Source organism: Eionea flava, from assembly GCF_055393785.1.
Window position 1 is genome coordinate 40,884 of record NZ_AP036018.1, and the last position, 16,942, is coordinate 57,825.

At 42.3% G+C, this 16,942-nt stretch carries 17 protein-coding genes; 14 read left to right on the forward strand and 3 right to left on the reverse strand.

Features of this window, described 5'->3' with window-relative positions; genetic code table 11:
- Nucleotides 1-45: 45 nt before the first annotated feature.
- Both ACZ5O6_RS00180 and ACZ5O6_RS00185 read left to right on the forward strand, forming a co-directional pair.
- Complete coding sequence (locus ACZ5O6_RS00180) at nt 46-663, forward strand: cytochrome c oxidase assembly protein (protein ID WP_447092524.1); 618 nt, start codon at nt 46-48, stop codon at nt 661-663.
- An 81-nt stretch (nt 664-744) separates the two neighbouring features.
- Nucleotides 745-1,650 (forward strand): cytochrome c oxidase subunit 3, encoded by a 906-nt coding sequence (locus tag ACZ5O6_RS00185; protein WP_447092494.1) that lies wholly within the window; start codon nt 745-747, stop codon nt 1,648-1,650.
- A gap of 114 nt (nt 1,651-1,764) precedes the next feature.
- Here the strand turns inward: ACZ5O6_RS00185 and ACZ5O6_RS00190 are convergent, their stop codons facing one another.
- Nucleotides 1,765-2,013, reverse strand: a complete 249-nt coding sequence (locus tag ACZ5O6_RS00190) for a DUF2909 domain-containing protein (protein WP_447092495.1) — start codon at nt 2,011-2,013, stop codon at nt 1,765-1,767.
- Nucleotides 2,014-2,026: 13 nt separating this feature from the next.
- Between ACZ5O6_RS00190 and ACZ5O6_RS00195 the strand changes: the two genes are divergently transcribed.
- From ACZ5O6_RS00195 to ACZ5O6_RS00215, 5 genes are all read left to right on the forward strand, one after another.
- Entirely contained in the window at nt 2,027-2,755 is a 729-nt protein-coding gene (locus tag ACZ5O6_RS00195) for an SURF1 family protein (protein WP_447092496.1), read from the forward strand.
- Between the two features lie 159 nt (nt 2,756-2,914).
- A complete protein-coding gene (locus tag ACZ5O6_RS00200; RefSeq protein WP_447092497.1) occupies nt 2,915-3,574 on the forward strand; it encodes an SCO family protein in 660 nt (219 codons plus the stop codon).
- A gap of 5 nt (nt 3,575-3,579) precedes the next feature.
- The gene (locus tag ACZ5O6_RS00205; RefSeq protein ID WP_447092498.1) at nt 3,580-4,650 is read left to right on the forward strand and encodes a COX15/CtaA family protein; all 1,071 of its coding nucleotides are present in this window, start codon (nt 3,580-3,582) and stop codon (nt 4,648-4,650) included.
- Nucleotides 4,651-4,762: 112 nt separating this feature from the next.
- A complete protein-coding gene (gene cyoE, locus ACZ5O6_RS00210; RefSeq protein ID WP_447092499.1) occupies nt 4,763-5,665 on the forward strand; it encodes a heme o synthase in 903 nt (300 codons plus the stop codon).
- Between the two features lie 47 nt (nt 5,666-5,712).
- Nucleotides 5,713-6,177 (forward strand): hypothetical protein, encoded by a 465-nt coding sequence (locus ACZ5O6_RS00215; protein WP_447092500.1) that lies wholly within the window; start codon nt 5,713-5,715, stop codon nt 6,175-6,177.
- Between the two features lie 33 nt (nt 6,178-6,210).
- On the opposite strand, the gene ACZ5O6_RS00220 is transcribed toward ACZ5O6_RS00215, so the two are convergent.
- A complete protein-coding gene (locus ACZ5O6_RS00220) occupies nt 6,211-6,681 on the reverse strand; it encodes a Fur family transcriptional regulator (protein WP_464283519.1) in 471 nt (156 codons plus the stop codon).
- Nucleotides 6,682-6,967: 286 nt separating this feature from the next.
- Nucleotides 6,968-7,210: a hypothetical protein gene (locus ACZ5O6_RS00225; RefSeq protein WP_447092502.1), complete on the reverse strand. Its 243-nt coding sequence runs from the start codon at nt 7,208-7,210 to the stop codon at nt 6,968-6,970.
- Between the two features lie 432 nt (nt 7,211-7,642).
- Between ACZ5O6_RS00225 and polA the strand changes: the two genes are divergently transcribed.
- The 7 genes from polA to phoU all read left to right on the forward strand — a co-directional run bounded on the left by polA (nt 7,643) and on the right by phoU (nt 16,822).
- Nucleotides 7,643-10,375, forward strand: a complete 2,733-nt coding sequence (polA, locus tag ACZ5O6_RS00230) for a DNA polymerase I (protein WP_447092503.1) — start codon at nt 7,643-7,645, stop codon at nt 10,373-10,375.
- 497 nt (nt 10,376-10,872) lie between these two features.
- Nucleotides 10,873-11,835: a porin gene (locus tag ACZ5O6_RS00235; protein ID WP_447092504.1), complete on the forward strand. Its 963-nt coding sequence runs from the start codon at nt 10,873-10,875 to the stop codon at nt 11,833-11,835.
- A gap of 131 nt (nt 11,836-11,966) precedes the next feature.
- Nucleotides 11,967-12,329, forward strand: a complete 363-nt coding sequence (locus ACZ5O6_RS00240; protein ID WP_447092505.1) for a hypothetical protein — start codon at nt 11,967-11,969, stop codon at nt 12,327-12,329.
- A gap of 142 nt (nt 12,330-12,471) precedes the next feature.
- Nucleotides 12,472-13,890 (forward strand): phosphate ABC transporter permease subunit PstC, encoded by a 1,419-nt coding sequence (gene pstC, locus ACZ5O6_RS00245; RefSeq protein WP_447092506.1) that lies wholly within the window; start codon nt 12,472-12,474, stop codon nt 13,888-13,890.
- Complete coding sequence (pstA, locus tag ACZ5O6_RS00250; RefSeq protein ID WP_447092507.1) at nt 13,883-15,172, forward strand: phosphate ABC transporter permease PstA; 1,290 nt, start codon at nt 13,883-13,885, stop codon at nt 15,170-15,172. Before pstC ends, pstA begins: the two co-directional genes overlap by 8 nt.
- 163 nt (nt 15,173-15,335) lie before the next feature.
- Nucleotides 15,336-16,082, forward strand: a complete 747-nt coding sequence (gene pstB, locus ACZ5O6_RS00255) for a phosphate ABC transporter ATP-binding protein PstB (protein ID WP_447092525.1) — start codon at nt 15,336-15,338, stop codon at nt 16,080-16,082.
- 26 nt (nt 16,083-16,108) lie between these two features.
- Entirely contained in the window at nt 16,109-16,822 is a 714-nt protein-coding gene (phoU, locus tag ACZ5O6_RS00260) for a phosphate signaling complex protein PhoU (RefSeq protein ID WP_447092508.1), read from the forward strand.
- Nucleotides 16,823-16,942 lie beyond the last annotated feature (120 nt).

Consider the following 16,942-nt stretch of genomic DNA (forward strand, 5'->3'; position numbering starts at 1 on the left):
TTCGTGAAATGTAATTTATCGATGCATTAAGAGGCTTAATAAGTGATGGGGTTTTTGGGAGGTAAGGGGCAAAAAAACGCAACATCGGTCATTTGCGCTAAATTAGGCGTAACGGTTGTGGTGATGTTTGTGTTTGCTGTTTTTATTATGCCCCCACTTTATGATTTATTTTGTGATGTTACCGGTTTAAATGGAAAAACAGGCGGTGCGGTATCGATTGATAAAGCCAATAGCTTTGGCGTCGACACCTCAAGAACGGTTAAGGTACAGTTTTTGGCAACCAATAACGAAAATATGCCATGGGACTTTAAGCCGCAAATAAGCTCGGTTACGGTGCACCCCGGTGAGCCAACGGTTATTAATTATTTGGCTAAAAATACGACGGTCGACAATATGGTGGCGCAAGCTATTCCTAGTGTTGTGCCATTCAAAGCCGCGAGTTATTTCCATAAGACAGAATGTTTTTGTTTTAATCAACAACCATTAGCTGCAGGTAAATCGACAGAATTAGGTTTAAGTTTTATTGTTGACGTTGATATTCCTAAACATATAAAAACGATTACGTTGTCTTATACGCTATTTGATATTACCGATGAAAACACGGAGAAGAGCGCTGAAAATAATGCGCAACTCATACCCACATTAGCTGTGGTTAACGAATAAAAAACTGAAGGCTTTCATAACATAATGAAATAGTTTTTATGAAAGCACCGCAAGATTAATAAAAAATAACGGAGACATTTCATGTCTGAAGGTACTTACTACGTTCCAGAACAAAGCCGGTTACCGATCTTTGCTTCTTTAGGTATGGGCGCTATGGCATTTGGTTTAGCGACATGGATCAATGGCGGTAGCGCAACTATTTTTCTTGTTGGTTCCGCTATTATGGCGCTTGTTTTGTGGTGCTGGTTTAGTACGGTAATTACCGAAAATATGAACGGCCTTAACGATGCACAGCTCAAACGATCTTACGTTTGGGGTATGGGTTGGTTTATTTTTAGTGAAGTGATGTTTTTTGCGGCTTTTTTTGGTGCGCTATATTATATTCGAACCTTTGCGCTTCCGTGGTTATCTGGTGAAGGTGCGCATGCATCTACCAATGCAGTTTTATGGAGTGGGTTTGCGGCAGAGTGGCCATTAATGGTTACACCTGATGCGGCGGTAAACGGTGATGCTGCCAAGATGATTGGCCCCGGTGAAACGATGAGCTATTCAACGGAAACCCCATTATGGAAATGGTTGCCGTTTTGGAATACATCTGTGTTACTGCTTTCAAGTGTTACCGTTCACATGGCGCATTTGGCGCTTAAAAATGATAACAGAAAAAGTTTTAACAACTGGTTGGGCGTTACTGTTTTATTAGGTATTATTTTTGTTTGTTTACAGGCGGCAGAATACAGTCATGCTTATGAAGTAGGCTTGCAATTAGACAGTGGTATTTATGGTTCTACCTTCTTTATGCTCACAGGATTTCACGGTGCACACGTTACCATCGGTACTTTTATGTTGCTGGTCATGTGGCTGCGCTCCGTGCTAAAAGGTCACTTCAATCACGATGATTGCTTTGGCTTTGAGTCAGCGAGCTGGTATTGGCACTTTGTTGATGTGGTTTGGGTTGGATTATTTATATTCGTTTATATTCTTGGATAGTAAAACTGGAGAAACTGGGATCAGATCAACATTTTTCTAATGTCGAATGATTTGGTATGGCTTTCACACCAAAAAAATGTTGATCTGACCCCAGTTTTACACAGTTTTACAAAGCTACTTTAACTTCTGCTGTACTTGCTCTTTTGTGAGCTTAATATCCCACGGTGCGTTGCTACCTAATTGGCCGGTGTATAAGCCATAAAAAATAGTCACCATTAATAGTGTCGCTAAACTAATTCGAATGCCCAAGGCATACACCGTACGCTTTGTCGGAGACTCAATATCTTTGAGTAAAAAAACTAAGCCGCTACTCAAACTTACGAGTATGCCAATAAAGAGTAAAACAATAATAACTTTTAACATGGTGATGTTTCCTGTGGTAAGCACTATTTCCAAAATAGTAAAAGAGCAATGGAAATTATCGCTGTTTGTATTGTTATTTTTGCCCTTGCTGATTCGGCTGGGCTTTTGGCAGCTTGATCGCGCCGAAGAAAGACAACAACTATTAGCAGTGTATCAATACCAACAAAACTTAGCAGTAGAAAATATTGAACAGCTCTCGGTTATCGGTGAAGAAATACGTTATCGACCAGTGAGAATCACTGGCGAATACGACCCACAGCGTTACTGGCTGCTCGATAATCAATCCAGAGCAGGAAAAGTAGGCTATGAAGTGATTGTGCCACTACAGACAACAAATGCTGAATGGATATTAGTAAATAGGGGCTGGGTTGCTGCTCCACGATTACGCAGTGATTTACCGGTAATTGATACACCATTAGGTTCTGTTACTATTGAAGGTTATTTTTCTCCGCCGTCAAAAAATGCTATTTTTACTCAACCATCAAATAATAATGAACAGTGGCCCAAGCGTATTATTGAACTCAATATGACGAATGCAGAAATTGCGTTGTCAGCAGAGATTTATCCTCAATTGCTGCGCATAAATAGTGATAGCGCTGGTGCTTTTGTTACGGATTGGCCGGTGATTAATACATCGCCAGAGAAGCATTATGGTTATGCTGTGCAATGGTTTTTAATGGCGCTTGCCTTAGTTTTTTTGTATGCTTGGGCCATTATAAGAAATGATAACAATAAAAAATAAGGAACCTCTGAATAAGGCTAAATAAATTTTCGGCTAGATAAAGTGGATGGAGTTGAGGCAAAGTATTCAACAAAAAAGTCGTTCATTTCACCTAGCGAAAAACCATTGATGGTCTGTTCAGATACCCCTTGAATCAAACGCTGATTAGAGAGCCGTTTTATGTCTCAGCAAAGTCCCAACGTTCAACATGGTTTTGAGCAAGAACAAGAAAAGGCCACGCTTATTAAGCGTAATCGCTTTTTTGCCATACTGATTATTCTTATCGTTGCAGCTCCAATGGTGGCAGCTTATATTATGTTTCAAACGGGTTGGGGGGTATCATTACATACGACTAATAAAGGTGAGCTCATCAACCCGCCATTGCCGATTTCAGCATTAACATTGGCAAGTGATAGCCAAAGTATTCAGTCCTTAGTTAAGTCATCATCGTCGGCAAAAAAATGGCGTTTGCTCGTTTTGGTTGATGCCTCTTGTGATGATATTTGTCAGAAAAACCTGTACACGACACGACAAGTTCATATTCGCCTTGCAGAAAAAGCCTATCGCGTTGAACGAGTTATCCTTTCGATTAGCGCCGATTTGCCAGCTGTGTTGGAAAAGCAACTGGCAGATGATCATCCAAACACGCAGCGTATTATTGCTAGTGAACAAAGCCTCAAACAATGGTTATCTGCAGCGGGTATTCAAGAAAATGCGCGTGAATACTATTATTTAGTTGATCAAGAAGGTTTTGCCATGATGCGCTATAACACATCGCATACCGGCCAAGATTTATTAGATGATATTAAAAAGTTGCTTAAATTTACTTACGATAAATAATGACTATGCTGTTTCGATCTGAAAAAACACACGCCACATTATTTCGTTTAACCATTGCTGCTTTTTTGTTGGCAATTGTCGTTGTTGTATTGGGCGCCTTTACCCGCTTAGTTGATGCAGGCTTAGGTTGCCCTGATTGGCCGGGTTGCTACGGTCATTTGCTATGGCCTGACGAGGCTCATGAAATTATTAAAGCAGAAGCGGCTTTTCCTGATGCACCCGTAGAGGCAGATAAAACATGGCCAGAAATGGTCCATCGTTATTTTGCGGGCACTCTGGGTTTGTTCATTTTAGCGATTACTATTCTTTCGGTTAAATACACGCGAGCCGCTCACGCAGCGCAGGATACATTGACGAGTACTATCGTTCGTATACCGCTCAAACTATCTCTGTTTTTATTGGCATTAGTGATATTGCAGGCTGCCTTTGGAATGTGGACGGTGACATTAAAGTTATGGCCAAAAGTCGTCACCGCACATTTAATGGGTGGCTTTGCGACGCTGTCGTTATTATGGCTGCTTGGTCAGCGCTTAGGCGGCCAACGCTGGGTAATATCTGCGGAAGCACTGCATCGGTTACAGTCATTAAAGCCCTTATTATGGTTATCGTTGGTGGTGGTTGTTATTCAAATTATGCTGGGGGGCTGGGTGAGTTCGAATTATGCGGCTTTGGCGTGCCCTGATGTGCCTCAGTGCTTTGGACAATGGCTGCCACGTATGGATATCGCTACAGGGTTTGCTGTTTTTCAAGATATAGGCCCAAACTATCTAGGCGGGCAGCTCGACAATTACAGCCGTATTGCTATTCATGTCGTTCATCGCATTGGTGCGGTAACCGTGTTAATTACACTGTGTATTTTTGGCCTTCTTTTGTGGCGTACGCGGGTAAACGTGGTGCGCCAATGGGTGTTAGCTATGGTGCTAGTGCTAGCGGTACAAATTGGTTTAGGCCTGAGCAATATTATTTGGGCTTTACCTCTAAGTATTGCGGTTGCACATAACGCGGTTGGCGCTTTGCTATTATTAGTGATTGTCTCTATTGCCTATCGCATATTGACCGCAAAGGCGATAGAGTAAGATAGTATTCAACACCAGTCACGGTCATACCGTGCCACATAATAAAAATCAATGTGAGCCATTTGCGCGATAGCGTACGGTGTCTTACGTTAATGAATAATAAGAGAAAATTATGTCGTCTCCCCAACACGCTATTCATTCATCACAGCCGGTGTGGCGTGATTATTTAGAACTGTGTAAGCCAAAAGTGGTCGCGCTAATGCTGCTGACGTCGCTCATCGGTATGCTATTGTCGGTGCCTGGTGCTGTACCATTAGATATTGTATTTTGGGGAAATATAGGCATTGCGTTGTGTGCCGGTAGTGCCGCCGCGATTAACCATTTAGTCGATCGCCAAATTGACCAAAAAATGAAGCGCACACACAATCGTCCTATTGCCAAAGGCCGTGTTGAGCCGATGAATGCGGTGCTATTTGCTTTTGCGATTGGTGTTATCGGGATGGTGATTTTATTGGTATTTGTGAATGCCCTCACCGCGTGGTTAACTTTAGCGTCTCTGGTGGGTTACGCGTTGATCTATACTCTATTCCTCAAACGAGCAACACCACAAAATATTGTTATAGGGGGGTTGGCTGGAGCAGCGCCGCCACTGTTAGGTTGGACAGCCGTGAGCAATAGTATTGATGGCCATGCGTTATTATTGGTGCTCATTATTTTTGCATGGACACCACCACACTTTTGGGCGCTGGCTGTTCATCGTAAGGATGATTACGCTAAAGCCGATATTCCTATGCTGCCAGTAACTCATGGTGAGCAGTACACAAAAATCCATATCGTGTTGTATACGATTATCATGATTATTGTCACAGTACTTCCCTATATTACGGGGATGTTCCGTGAGCTGTATTTGGTGGGCGCGCTAGTGTTGGGGGCTGGATTTTTATATTGGAGTTTGGTGATGCTATTTAATCGACATCCGAATGCGCCAATGGAGACTTTTAAGTATTCGATTATTTACCTTATGGCTCTATTTGTGGTGATGTTACTTGATCATTACCTATTGCCTTGGGCTTAATCATGCATCCCCTAACAGTAGATAGATTACACATAGGTTGATGGTGTATGGCTGGTGAACAACAAATAAGTATTAAAAAAACAGTATGGATTATCGTGGCTGTAATGGTGACGATTTTAACGTTGTTTATCCATAAAATCACGACGCCGCGTTACTTGTCGCAAATAGAATTAAAAATTAATGGCTTAGTGTTATTTGGTAAAAATAATCCGCAGACGATAGAGTCGCTTAGTCATGCTGGCTCATCGTGGATGTTACTTGTCGATACCGAAGAAGAACGGCAATTGTTTAAAGAGATTATGCCGTTGCTGGATAACAGCGTTAAAACAAAGATAGTCGTTAAAGAAGAGGCGGATATTGGCGATACCCAAAATATTCAGCAGCAGATTCAAACCAGTAAAAGTATTATTCCGCTTATAAAGCCCAATGGCGAGTATATTGGTTACTTCGTTTCTCCTTATGATAATAACAAAGTGATTTTAACGCTTTCTTCTGTTGTGACCCACCGCTAATCATCGGTTTTCGATGCTAACTATTTTAGTCGCTTAGTCTTTCTGTACCTGACAGTCTTGACACACCCCCAGCACTTCCAACCATTGTTGTTGAATACTAAATCCCATGGAGTCTCCCGCCTGCAGGACTTGCTGGTGCATTGCATCACTTGAGTATTCTTGTGCGGTGTTACAGCTCGTGCAAATAAAAAAGTAACTGGGATGTACAGTCGACGGCTCAGGGCAGCCAATATAGGCATTTAGCGAATTAATACGGTGGATTAGACCAACCTCCAACAGAAATTCTAGCGCTCGATATACGGTAGGTGGTGCAATACGTTTATCTGATTCTCTAGACAGCATATCTAGCAACTCATAGGCACCTAACGGTTGGTGGCTTTGCCAAACAAGGCGTAGCACCTGCTCGCGGATCGCGGTTAGTCGTAGTTTTTTGTCTGTACAAATGCGATGTGCGTTTATCATCGCATCATCAATACAATGTTGGTGGTTGTGGCAAGTATTCATGGTTAATTTATCTGTTGTTAGCCGCAGTGTATTTGCGAAATTCACCACTGACATTGTTATTTGTTGTTATTCTGTAACATCCTTGAAATGAATAATACTCGGCTGGCCGTTAGTTTCATAGTTAAGCGTTTTATCATCAAGTAGCAAATGAGAAAAAAGGGGACAATTTTACGGATGGTCTGCGCTACTAATCGCATGTCGTAAGTTATCTGCTATACAACAGGGTATATGGCGATGGTGCAGATACCGCCAAAGGCTTTAAAAAAATAGCAGTAATAACGTGGGGTTAGGCTGCTATGGTGAGCCCATAACTGTGTAAAAAGTCACGTTGACTGCTGTCTAGCTCGGTAAGAAACGAGTGATAGGTCTCACTGATTTGGTGGTCGTTTGATCGACAGCAAAACCGCAACATATGAATCGCATCTGTTGGGTCTGAGATGCTATATCGCACATTGGCTTTTTGTTTAACCAATGTTGATAGTTGTTGGAGATAAAAAAGATTCGCAGGGGATAGGTTGAGCGCTTTCATGGGTACACCTTACATCAGATAGCTTAATGATCAGTATAGTCAGAGGAAGAGCAATATGTTGAATAACGGGACAAAAAAGAAGAAAAAGCGACAAAAAGATCTCTGCGCTGAACGATATATATGAAATATAACGAGTCAGCGCAGAGTAAATAATAACTTAACCAAATTAGCAGTACACTAATATGTTACTGATGGTAACGAAATATTTGGTGCAGTGCAACATTTTTAGGTTAAAAAATTAACAATTATGTCCATTTAATGACAAAGAGTAGATAATTCACTCATTTTTTGGAAAACAGTCAAATCCTTGGCCGATTTCCTTTATCATCTTTTCCCCCTGAAAATAGTAAAACAGTGGTTTTTCAGCTTGCCGTTAGATTTTAGTGTTGCAAGCCAAGCTTTCTTTCACCCCATACAAAATGTGTTAATACTATGGCAACCCCTATTGTTCTTGTTGATGGCTCTTCTTACCTATACCGTGCTTTTCATGCCATGTTTAAAGCTGATTTACGCAATGCTAGCGGCGAGCCAACAGGTGCCATTCGTACGGTGACGAGCATGTTACGTCGTTTACAGAAAGACTATGCTGGCAGTACGCTAGTGGTTGTTTTTGACGCTAAAGGTAAAACCTTTCGTGATGACATCTATCCCGATTACAAAGCGAACCGTCCTTCGATGCCAGATGACTTACGCTTACAAGTTGAGCCAATACATCAAATTATCCATGCGATGGGGTTGCCGCTGCTTATGATTGATGGGGTAGAAGCTGATGATGTGATTGGTACTTTGGCGCATCAAGCCACCGAGCAAGGCATCGATGTTGTGGTATCGACCGGTGATAAAGATATGGCTCAGCTCGTTAATCAGCATGTGACGCTGGTTAATACTATGACAGAAACCACGATGAATGTTGCTGGTGTTGAAGAGAAGTTTGGTATTCCTCCCCATTTAATTATCGACTTTTTGGCGCTGATGGGCGACAAAGTAGATAATATCCCCGGTGTTGCAGGCGTTGGTGAAAAAACGGCGCTTGCTCTATTGCAGAATATCGGGGGCATTGATGATATTTATAGCAACCTTGAGAGTATTCGAGAACTCGACTTCCGTGGCGCGAAAAAAATGCCTGAAAAATTAGCAGAAAACGAAGAGGCTGCGCGTTTATCGTATACCTTGGCAACCATCAAAGTCGACGTTGATGTGGGGGTAAGCATCAACGAGCTACAACACCAGTCCATAGATCAAGCGGCGCTACATGCGCTCTATACCCAATTTGAGTTCAATAGCTGGCTGGATGAGTTAGAGGGTGGTGATGGTAGTGTTGGTCATGAACAAATAGAGCAGCCTCCTACAAACTACGAAACGATTTTTACTCAGCAACACCTAGACGATTGGCTAAAAAAATTATCGGATGCAGACTATTTTGCTTTTGATACTGAAACGACCAGCCTTGATTATATGCAGGCCAGCATTGTCGGTGTGTCCTTCTCCGTTACCCCAGGTGAGGCCGCCTATTTGCCTTGTGGTCATGATTACATGGGCGCACCCGAGCAGTTGTCTTTAGATGCTGTGTTGGGAGCGCTAAAGCCGCTACTGGAAGACCCTCGCAAGCGTAAGCTAGGGCAAAACCTTAAATACGATAAGCATGTGTTACTTAACCACGGCGTTGACTTGCAAGGTGTTGCTTATGACTCCATGCTCGAATCTTATGTATGTAACTCGGTGGCTACTCGTCACGACATGGACAGCCTTGCGCGTTTTTATCTTGATCGCTCGACCATTTCTTTTGAAGATGTTGCTGGTAAAGGGGCCAAACAACTCACGTTTAATCAAATTGATATAGATGTCGCCGCGCCATATGCCGCAGAAGACGCGGATATCACGCTACAGTTACATCAGGTGCTTTGGGAAAAATTAGCGGCTGAGCCGACATTAAGGCAAGTTCTCACTGATATCGAGATACCCCTCCTTTCTGTTATTGCTCGTATCGAGCGTAATGGCGCCTATGTTGATGCAAATTTGTTGGGTCAGCAGAGCATAGAGCTTGATCAGCGCCTCAAAGAACTAGAAAAACAAGCATTTGATAGTGCTGGGGAAGCATTTAATTTGAGCTCCCCTAAGCAGCTGGCTGCTATTTTATTTGAGAAACTAGAACTGCCAATCATTAAAAAAACGCCTAAGGGCGCCCCTTCCACGGCCGAAGAAGTGTTGCAAGAGCTATCACTTGATTATCCTTTGCCTAAAATACTCATCGAGCATCGTGGCCTTGCTAAATTAAAGTCGACCTATACCGACAAGTTACCACAGATGATTAATCCTATCACTGGGCGTATTCATACCTCTTATCATCAGGCGGTAACAGCTACAGGGCGTTTGTCATCTTCTGATCCAAACTTACAGAACATTCCTATTCGTAATGCTGAAGGGCGTCGTATTCGTCAGGCTTTTGTTGCACCTGAGGGGTATCAGATCCTAGCGGCGGACTATTCGCAAATTGAATTACGCATAATGGCGCACTTATCGGGCGATGAAGGCCTCGTAGCCGCCTTTAATGAAGGTAAAGATGTACATACAGCCACAGCCGCCGAGGTGTTTGATGTGCCGCTTGATGAGGTGACCCAAGAACAGCGCCGTCGCGCAAAAGCCATTAATTTCGGATTGATCTATGGTATGTCAGCCTTTGGCTTGGCTAAACAATTAGGTGTTGGGCGCAATGATGCGCAGCAGTATATCGATGTTTACTTTGAGCGTTACCCGGGCGTTAAAGTCTATATGAAGAATGTGCGCCAACAAGCTGCTGAAAAAGGTTATGTGTCAACCCTAAGCGGTAGACGTCTTTATTTGCCTGAAATCAATGCGCGTAATGGCATGCGTCGGCAAGCGGCCGAGCGAACCGCAATTAACGCACCGATGCAGGGGACTGCGGCGGATATTATCAAAAAAGCAATGATAGCCGTTGATGAATGGTTGCGACCTCGTAGCGGCGAGCCGAGTGTAGACGCAAAATTGATTATGCAGGTGCATGATGAATTAGTGTTAGAGGTGAGCCAGAGAGATGTTGAGCTTGTTCAGCAGCAAATAGCAGACATTATGTCGAATGCGGCTGAACTTTCTGTGCCTCTTATCGTCGATATAGGCATCGGCAGTAATTGGGATGAAGCGCATTAGCCTATATAAGAGGGTAAATGCTATTGCTAAGGGTAGACGGTGTTGAATGTTTTGCTTTTTTATTTCTAAGCGTTTGATTTATAAGGAATAAAAAATATTTTTAACTTTTTTCTATTTTTTTATGAACTTTTTGACGAACGGCAAGTCATAGTTATGCCCCTAATTTTCAGGCTCTCGATGCGCCCCCTAATTTGCTAGAGAGAGCCGCGAAAATGACTTAGCCAAATATGAGGAATTTATCCCCCTTCAGGCGCCCCGATTATATCGGGGTTTTATTTTTTTGCCCAAACAAAAAGAAGATCAATAACTTAGGTAATGTTGTTAAACTGAAGTATACGAAAAATAGTGGCATTTTCTCTAAAAAGCATTTTTTGTTCAAAAAATGATCTAAAACACGACAAAATCACCTTTTTGCAAAAAAAAAATTGACATCCCTTCTCTATCCCTATATAAAAAGCGCTCTTCATAACTTAACCAATAAATTAGGGGGCAAAACAATGAAGAAAGCTCTTTTAGCTTTAGCAGTTGCGGGCGCAGCTGTATCAGCACAGGCTGATGTTTCACTTTCAGGTCACGTTAACTACTCAGCAGGTAACACTAAAGATTTTACAGGCGATGACGGTTTTGACGTGCTAAATAACGGCGCAAGTGGCTCACGTTTCCGTATCGTTGCTAGCACAGAAGCTAACGGCATTACCTATGGTGCTCGTCAAGAGCTAGGTTTAGCGAATCGTGGCGGTTCACCAACTGGTCGCGTTAGTCAGATCACAATTGGTGGTGACTTTGGTCAGCTTTCTTTGGGTCAGGGTTGGGAGTCAGGTGATGATATCGCTGAGCTAGATTTCTCTGGTACTTACATTGCTGGTTCTGGTGCTGGTGGTTACAACATGGGCGGCACTCAAACTGACAACATCGACGGTGGTCGTGACCAGCGTTTACGCTATGATTCACCAAAGTTGGGCGGCGCTATAAACATTGCTGCTGACTTCGACGAAGATGATAGCTTTGGTATTTCTGTTTTAGCTGGTGGCGACAACTGGTCTGCTGGTGTTTTCTCTGAAAGCGATGGCGATACTGCAGCTGAATCTCTAGGTGGATCTGTTGCTATTAAAGTAGCAGGTTTCACTGCTGCACTTCAAATGGGCGAAGCTGATCGTAACACGGACAGCGATCCAAAAACTGATGAAGGTGACGTTGAGTACACAGGCGTAATCTTAGGTTATAATGTAGGTAAAGTGTCTGTTGCAATTCACACTGAGTCTCGTGAAGAAAGCGATGCAACTAGCGTTAAAGTTGTAGATAACACTAGTAAAGGCATTAGCTTCAACTACCGTCCAACTGGTGGTGTAGAGCTTTATGCTGGTTACCGTACAGCTGAGTCTGATATTGCTGGTTCAACTATCTATAACGGTAGTAATGACGGTGACGGCTTTGTAGTTGGTGGTCGTGTTAAGTTCTAATTTTTAGTTCTTAGCTCTTCATCTAGAGCGCACTACTTTAGGGTAGTGCGTTTTTTTTGTCTGTAATATTCATATAGTCCTAATTCTGTTAGTATTTCTACCTCAAGTAATTGTTCATAGAGCTTTGATAAATGAAGATAAGTTTACGTACAACATCTGCACTAATTATTCTGCTTTCGATCTTGGTGTCATGTACCACCGAACGTTTTGTTGAACGGCCTCGCAATGATGAGCCTCAAGGTCCTGGTTTGTTTACGGGGTCAAAAGGTGCATTTGTCGTGGGAGATGTTTTCGATGAAGAAAAACAAAAGCTCAAGAGTGGCGGCTATTACATCTTAGACTTAGATGGTTCTCCTAGAATGACGGAGGAAGAGTTTAAAGAGTTTGAAAGTTTTCGCGCATGGTTACGTTCACGTGAGCAAGATACGGAAGAATATAAAGAGTATGAGGCGTGGAGAGCGTATCAACAGTTTCGAGATAGTCAGGCCCAATAACGCCTGAATACTCATTTTGTAATAAAAATGTCATATATGGTGATTATTATCTAGATAAATTATAATCGCACTTCACCATTGCCTGAGTTAATCTGTCTGATTTTCTTTTAAGTGCCCTTAAATTCTTTGTGGTATCAATCATATGACATTATCCATGCTTTTTCTTGTCGTCGTCATTGGTACGTTAGTCACTTTCTATATTTGTCGTCAACGTTCTCTAGCTATTGCTAAAAATCTTGGTGGTATTCGCCACCTACATTCCCTTCCTGTCTTTTATGGCATTCAGTCAGCGCTGTGGTGTGTCATCCCGTGTCTATTGATTTTTGGTCTGTGGGTAATCTTTGACGATATAGTTATTCGCCAGTTAGTTATGCAGCATCTGACATTAGAGCAGCAAGCGTTACCTGCCAATGAGTTGCAATTGCTACTAAGTGCGGTGGAGAGCATTGGGTCGGGTACTTCCTCTATCAATGATCCGCAGTTGATCGCTATATCAGTACGCATAGAAGAGTTGCGTCATACCAGTCGTATGGCTTTAACAGTTGCGATACTTTGCATTTTAATTGGTTTAAGCTTTTTAGCTTTTTCTAAGCTTAAACCAGAGATACAGGCGCGCACGAATGTAGAACGCGCGTTTATGTTGTTTTTACTCCTTTGCTCAACGCTTGCTATTTTTACGACTGTCGGTATTGTGTTTTCGGTATTGTTCGAGTCCATTCGTTTCTTTCAAATTGTTCCTCCTGCCGAATTTCTTTTTACGACTCAATGGAGTCCGCAGCTGTCTATTCGTGCTGATCAAGTGGGTAGTTCAGGTGCATTTGGTGCAGTACCCTTGTTCACAGGAACCTTGCTAATTTCAGCGATTGCAATGCTTGTAGCCGTGCCTTCTGGTTTAATGACAGCCATTTATTTATCCGAATATGCTAACAAACGTGTGCGCGCTACGGTTAAACCTATTTTAGAAATTCTCGCAGGGATTCCCACCGTTGTTTATGGTTTCTTCGCTGCGTTGACCATTGCACCAATGATAAAAAACTTACTTCACGGTCTGGGGTTGGATATCGCGTTTTTGGGTGTATCTATCGGCCCACTAGCAGTGTCTGGTGAAAGCGCTTTAGCGGCTGGTTTGGTCATGGGAGTTATGATTATCCCCTTTGTTTCTTCTTTGTCAGATGATGTGATTAATGCAGTGCCTCAGTCTTTGCGAGACGGTGCATATGGCTTGGGTTCTACTCAGTCAGAAACTATCAAAAAAGTAATTTTCCCTGCAGCATTGCCGGGTATTGTGGGTGCTATTTTGTTGGCGATCTCACGCGCTATTGGTGAAACGATGATCGTGGTGATGGCCGTGGGAACGGCTGCTAAATTAACCGCTAATCCATTGGAGTCAGTGACTACGGTTACTGTCCAAATGACGACCCTTCTTATTGGTGACCACGAATTTGATAGCGCTAAAACGCTAGCGGCATTTGCGTTAGGGCTTGTGCTATTTATTATTACATTGGGCCTAAACTTTCTAGCCCTCAATATTGTGAAGAAGTATCGAGAACAATATGACTAAACCCGCTGAAAAAACGATTGATAGAGTCAATCGTACATTAGGTAAGCGCCATCGCGCGGAAAAGCGTTTTCGTATCTACGGAATGCTATCAATAGCTTTTGGTCTATTGTGTGTGCTTTTTCTGTTTACCAATATTATTGGTAAAGGTCTTCGAGGTTTTACTTATCATTATGTAGAAATTCCCGTTGTATTAGATGCTGATATTTTAGGTATATCTGATACAGAAAGTCTCGACCAAATTTTAGCGGCAAATTATTCTTCGGTTGTTAAAAAAGGGGTATACGGCTATTTTGGTGCTGAGACGCGTCGAGAAAAAAGCCAAGCGCGTAAGCTGCTAGCTATCGATGGGACAGGTTATCTTTTGCAAGATCGTTTTAAAACGGAAGCAAAAACTATTATCAACACAGAAACATCTGTTTGGGCATTAGTTGATGACAAGGTGGACTTTTATCTTAAACGCATAAATGAACCAGGTGAGCAGGGTAAGCAAGAGTTTAGTGAGTTGCAGTTGCAATGGATAGAAAAAGCGATTGAGAATGGAGACCTAAAGCGCAAAATTAATTGGGCATTTTTTAATACTGGCGATTCAGCCCATTCGGAAGAAGCCGGTATTCGTGGTGCAGTAATGGGTTCGTTCTATTTGTTGTTAGTGACTTTGATGCTGTCTTTTCCTATTGGTATTGCCACAGCCATCTATTTGGAAGAGTATGCTCCTAAAAATAAGTGGACAGACCTTATCGAAGTTAATATCAATAATCTTGCTGCGGTACCTTCAATTATTTTTGGTTTATTAGGTCTGGCTATTTTCTTAGCATTTTTTGGTATGCCCCGTTCGACACCTTTAGTGGGCGGTTTTGTGCTAACGCTAATGACCTTGCCGACCATAATTATTTCTAGCCGTGCATCCATTAAAGCCGTGCCTCCTTCTATTCGAGAAGCCGCTTACGGTCTGGGTGCGTCAAAAATGCAGGTGACATTACACCATGTTTTACCGCTGGCAATGCCGGGCATGCTAACCGGCACCATTATTGGTTTGGCTCAAGCATTAGGCGAGAGCGCACCTCTTTTGATGATTGGTATGGCTGCATTTATTCCAGAAATTCCCGCTAGCATTACCGACCCTGCGACGGCATTGCCTATGCAAATTTTCCAATGGTTTAGAAATGCAGACGCAGGTTTTAACGAGAAAGCATCGGCAGCTATTTTAGTGCTGCTCATTTTCTTAATTATGATGAATACACTCGCAGTGTGGGCGCGTAGACGCCTTGAGCGACGTTGGTAAATTCACCTTACTTGATTAGGTATTATCCATGAATGATAGCGTAATAGCAGAGTCTGCGAAGGCGACGCCTATAGAAAAGCCGTCAGCAAAAAAAAATGTTATCACCGAAGAAAACAGTGATGCATATACTACCGTAGGCCAAGCATTCTCTGAAAATGCGAAAATGTCGATGCGTAATGTCGATGTTTTTTATGCTGAAAAGCAAGCCATCTATGATGTTAATCTTGATATTGGTAGGAACGAAGTTGTTGCTATGATTGGCCCGTCTGGCTGCGGTAAATCTACGTTTCTACGTTGCCTCAACCGCATGAACGATACTATTGATATTTGTAAGGTGACAGGTAAGTTCTTCTTAGAAGACCAAAATATTAACGATAAAAAAATGGATGTTGTGCCGTTACGTGCTCGCGTAGGTATGGTATTTCAAAAGCCGAATCCATTCCCAAAATCTATTTATGATAATGTTGCCTATGGTGCTCGTATTCATGGTTTAGCGGATCGTCGTTCAGACCTTGATGAAATTGTAGAGACGAGTTTACAAAAAGCTGGGCTTTGGAATGAAGTAAAAGATCGTTTGGCACAGCCGGGCACGGGCCTATCAGGTGGCCAACAGCAACGCTTATGCATTGCTCGAACTATTGCAGTTAGCCCAGAAGTTATACTCATGGATGAGCCGTGTTCGGCACTTGATCCAATTGCGACGGCAAAAATTGAAGAGCTCATTGATGAGTTAAGCCAGAATTACACCATTGCTATTGTTACTCACTCGATGCAGCAGGCAGCAAGGGTTTCTCATCGAACGGCGTATTTCCACTTGGGTAAGCTTATCGAAGTAAACGAAACAGAAAAAGTTTTTACTAACCCTGATCATGCGTTAACAGAAGCCTATATTACGGGTCGATTCGGTTAGTACAGCGATAACACGCGGAGAAAAAGATGGATAAGTTAAATATTGATCAACATATATCGCAACAATACAACACGGCCTTAGATGATTTAAAAACGGAATTTTTAGAGCTCGGTGGTATCGTTGAGCAGCAGATTGTCAATGCAGTTACGGCAATTACTGATGTTGATATTGAGTTAGCTCAAGATGTGTTGCGAGTAGAAAAGGAAGTGGATTCGCGAGAAATGGCACTGGATGATTTGTGCACGCAAATTATTGCTCGTCGCCAGCCGACCGCTTCTGATCTACGTTTGGTTATGGCCATTTCAAAAGCGACTCGTGACCTAGAGCGTATCGGTGATGAAGCCAATAAAATTGCTAAAATGGCCATTGCGATTTCAGAATCGAATGATATTCCTCATGGCTTCAGTGAGTTACGAAACTTAGGTCGACATGTGCAACAGATTGTCAATGATACGCTAACGGCTTTTGCACGTTATGATATTGATATGGCATTAAAAGTGGTTAACAAAGATAAAGAAATTGATCGCGAATACGGTACGGCCATGCGCGAATTGATTACTTACATGATGGAAGATCCACGTAATATTAGCCGTTCAATGAATGTCATTTGGGCTCTACGTTCGCTAGAGCGTATTGGTGACCATGCTGGAAATATTTCAGAACAAATATTTTATTTAGTGAAAGGTTTGGATGTTCGTCATAAAACGGCAGATGAAATGGCAAAAGAAGTCAATAAATAAAGCGGAGAAGTCCTTTGTAAATACGTTAAAATGTCGGCTCTATGCCGACATTTTTTTTGCGATGATAATAATCATAAGTCTTGATTGATTTTATTCGCCATGTTGAATATTTTTTTAATC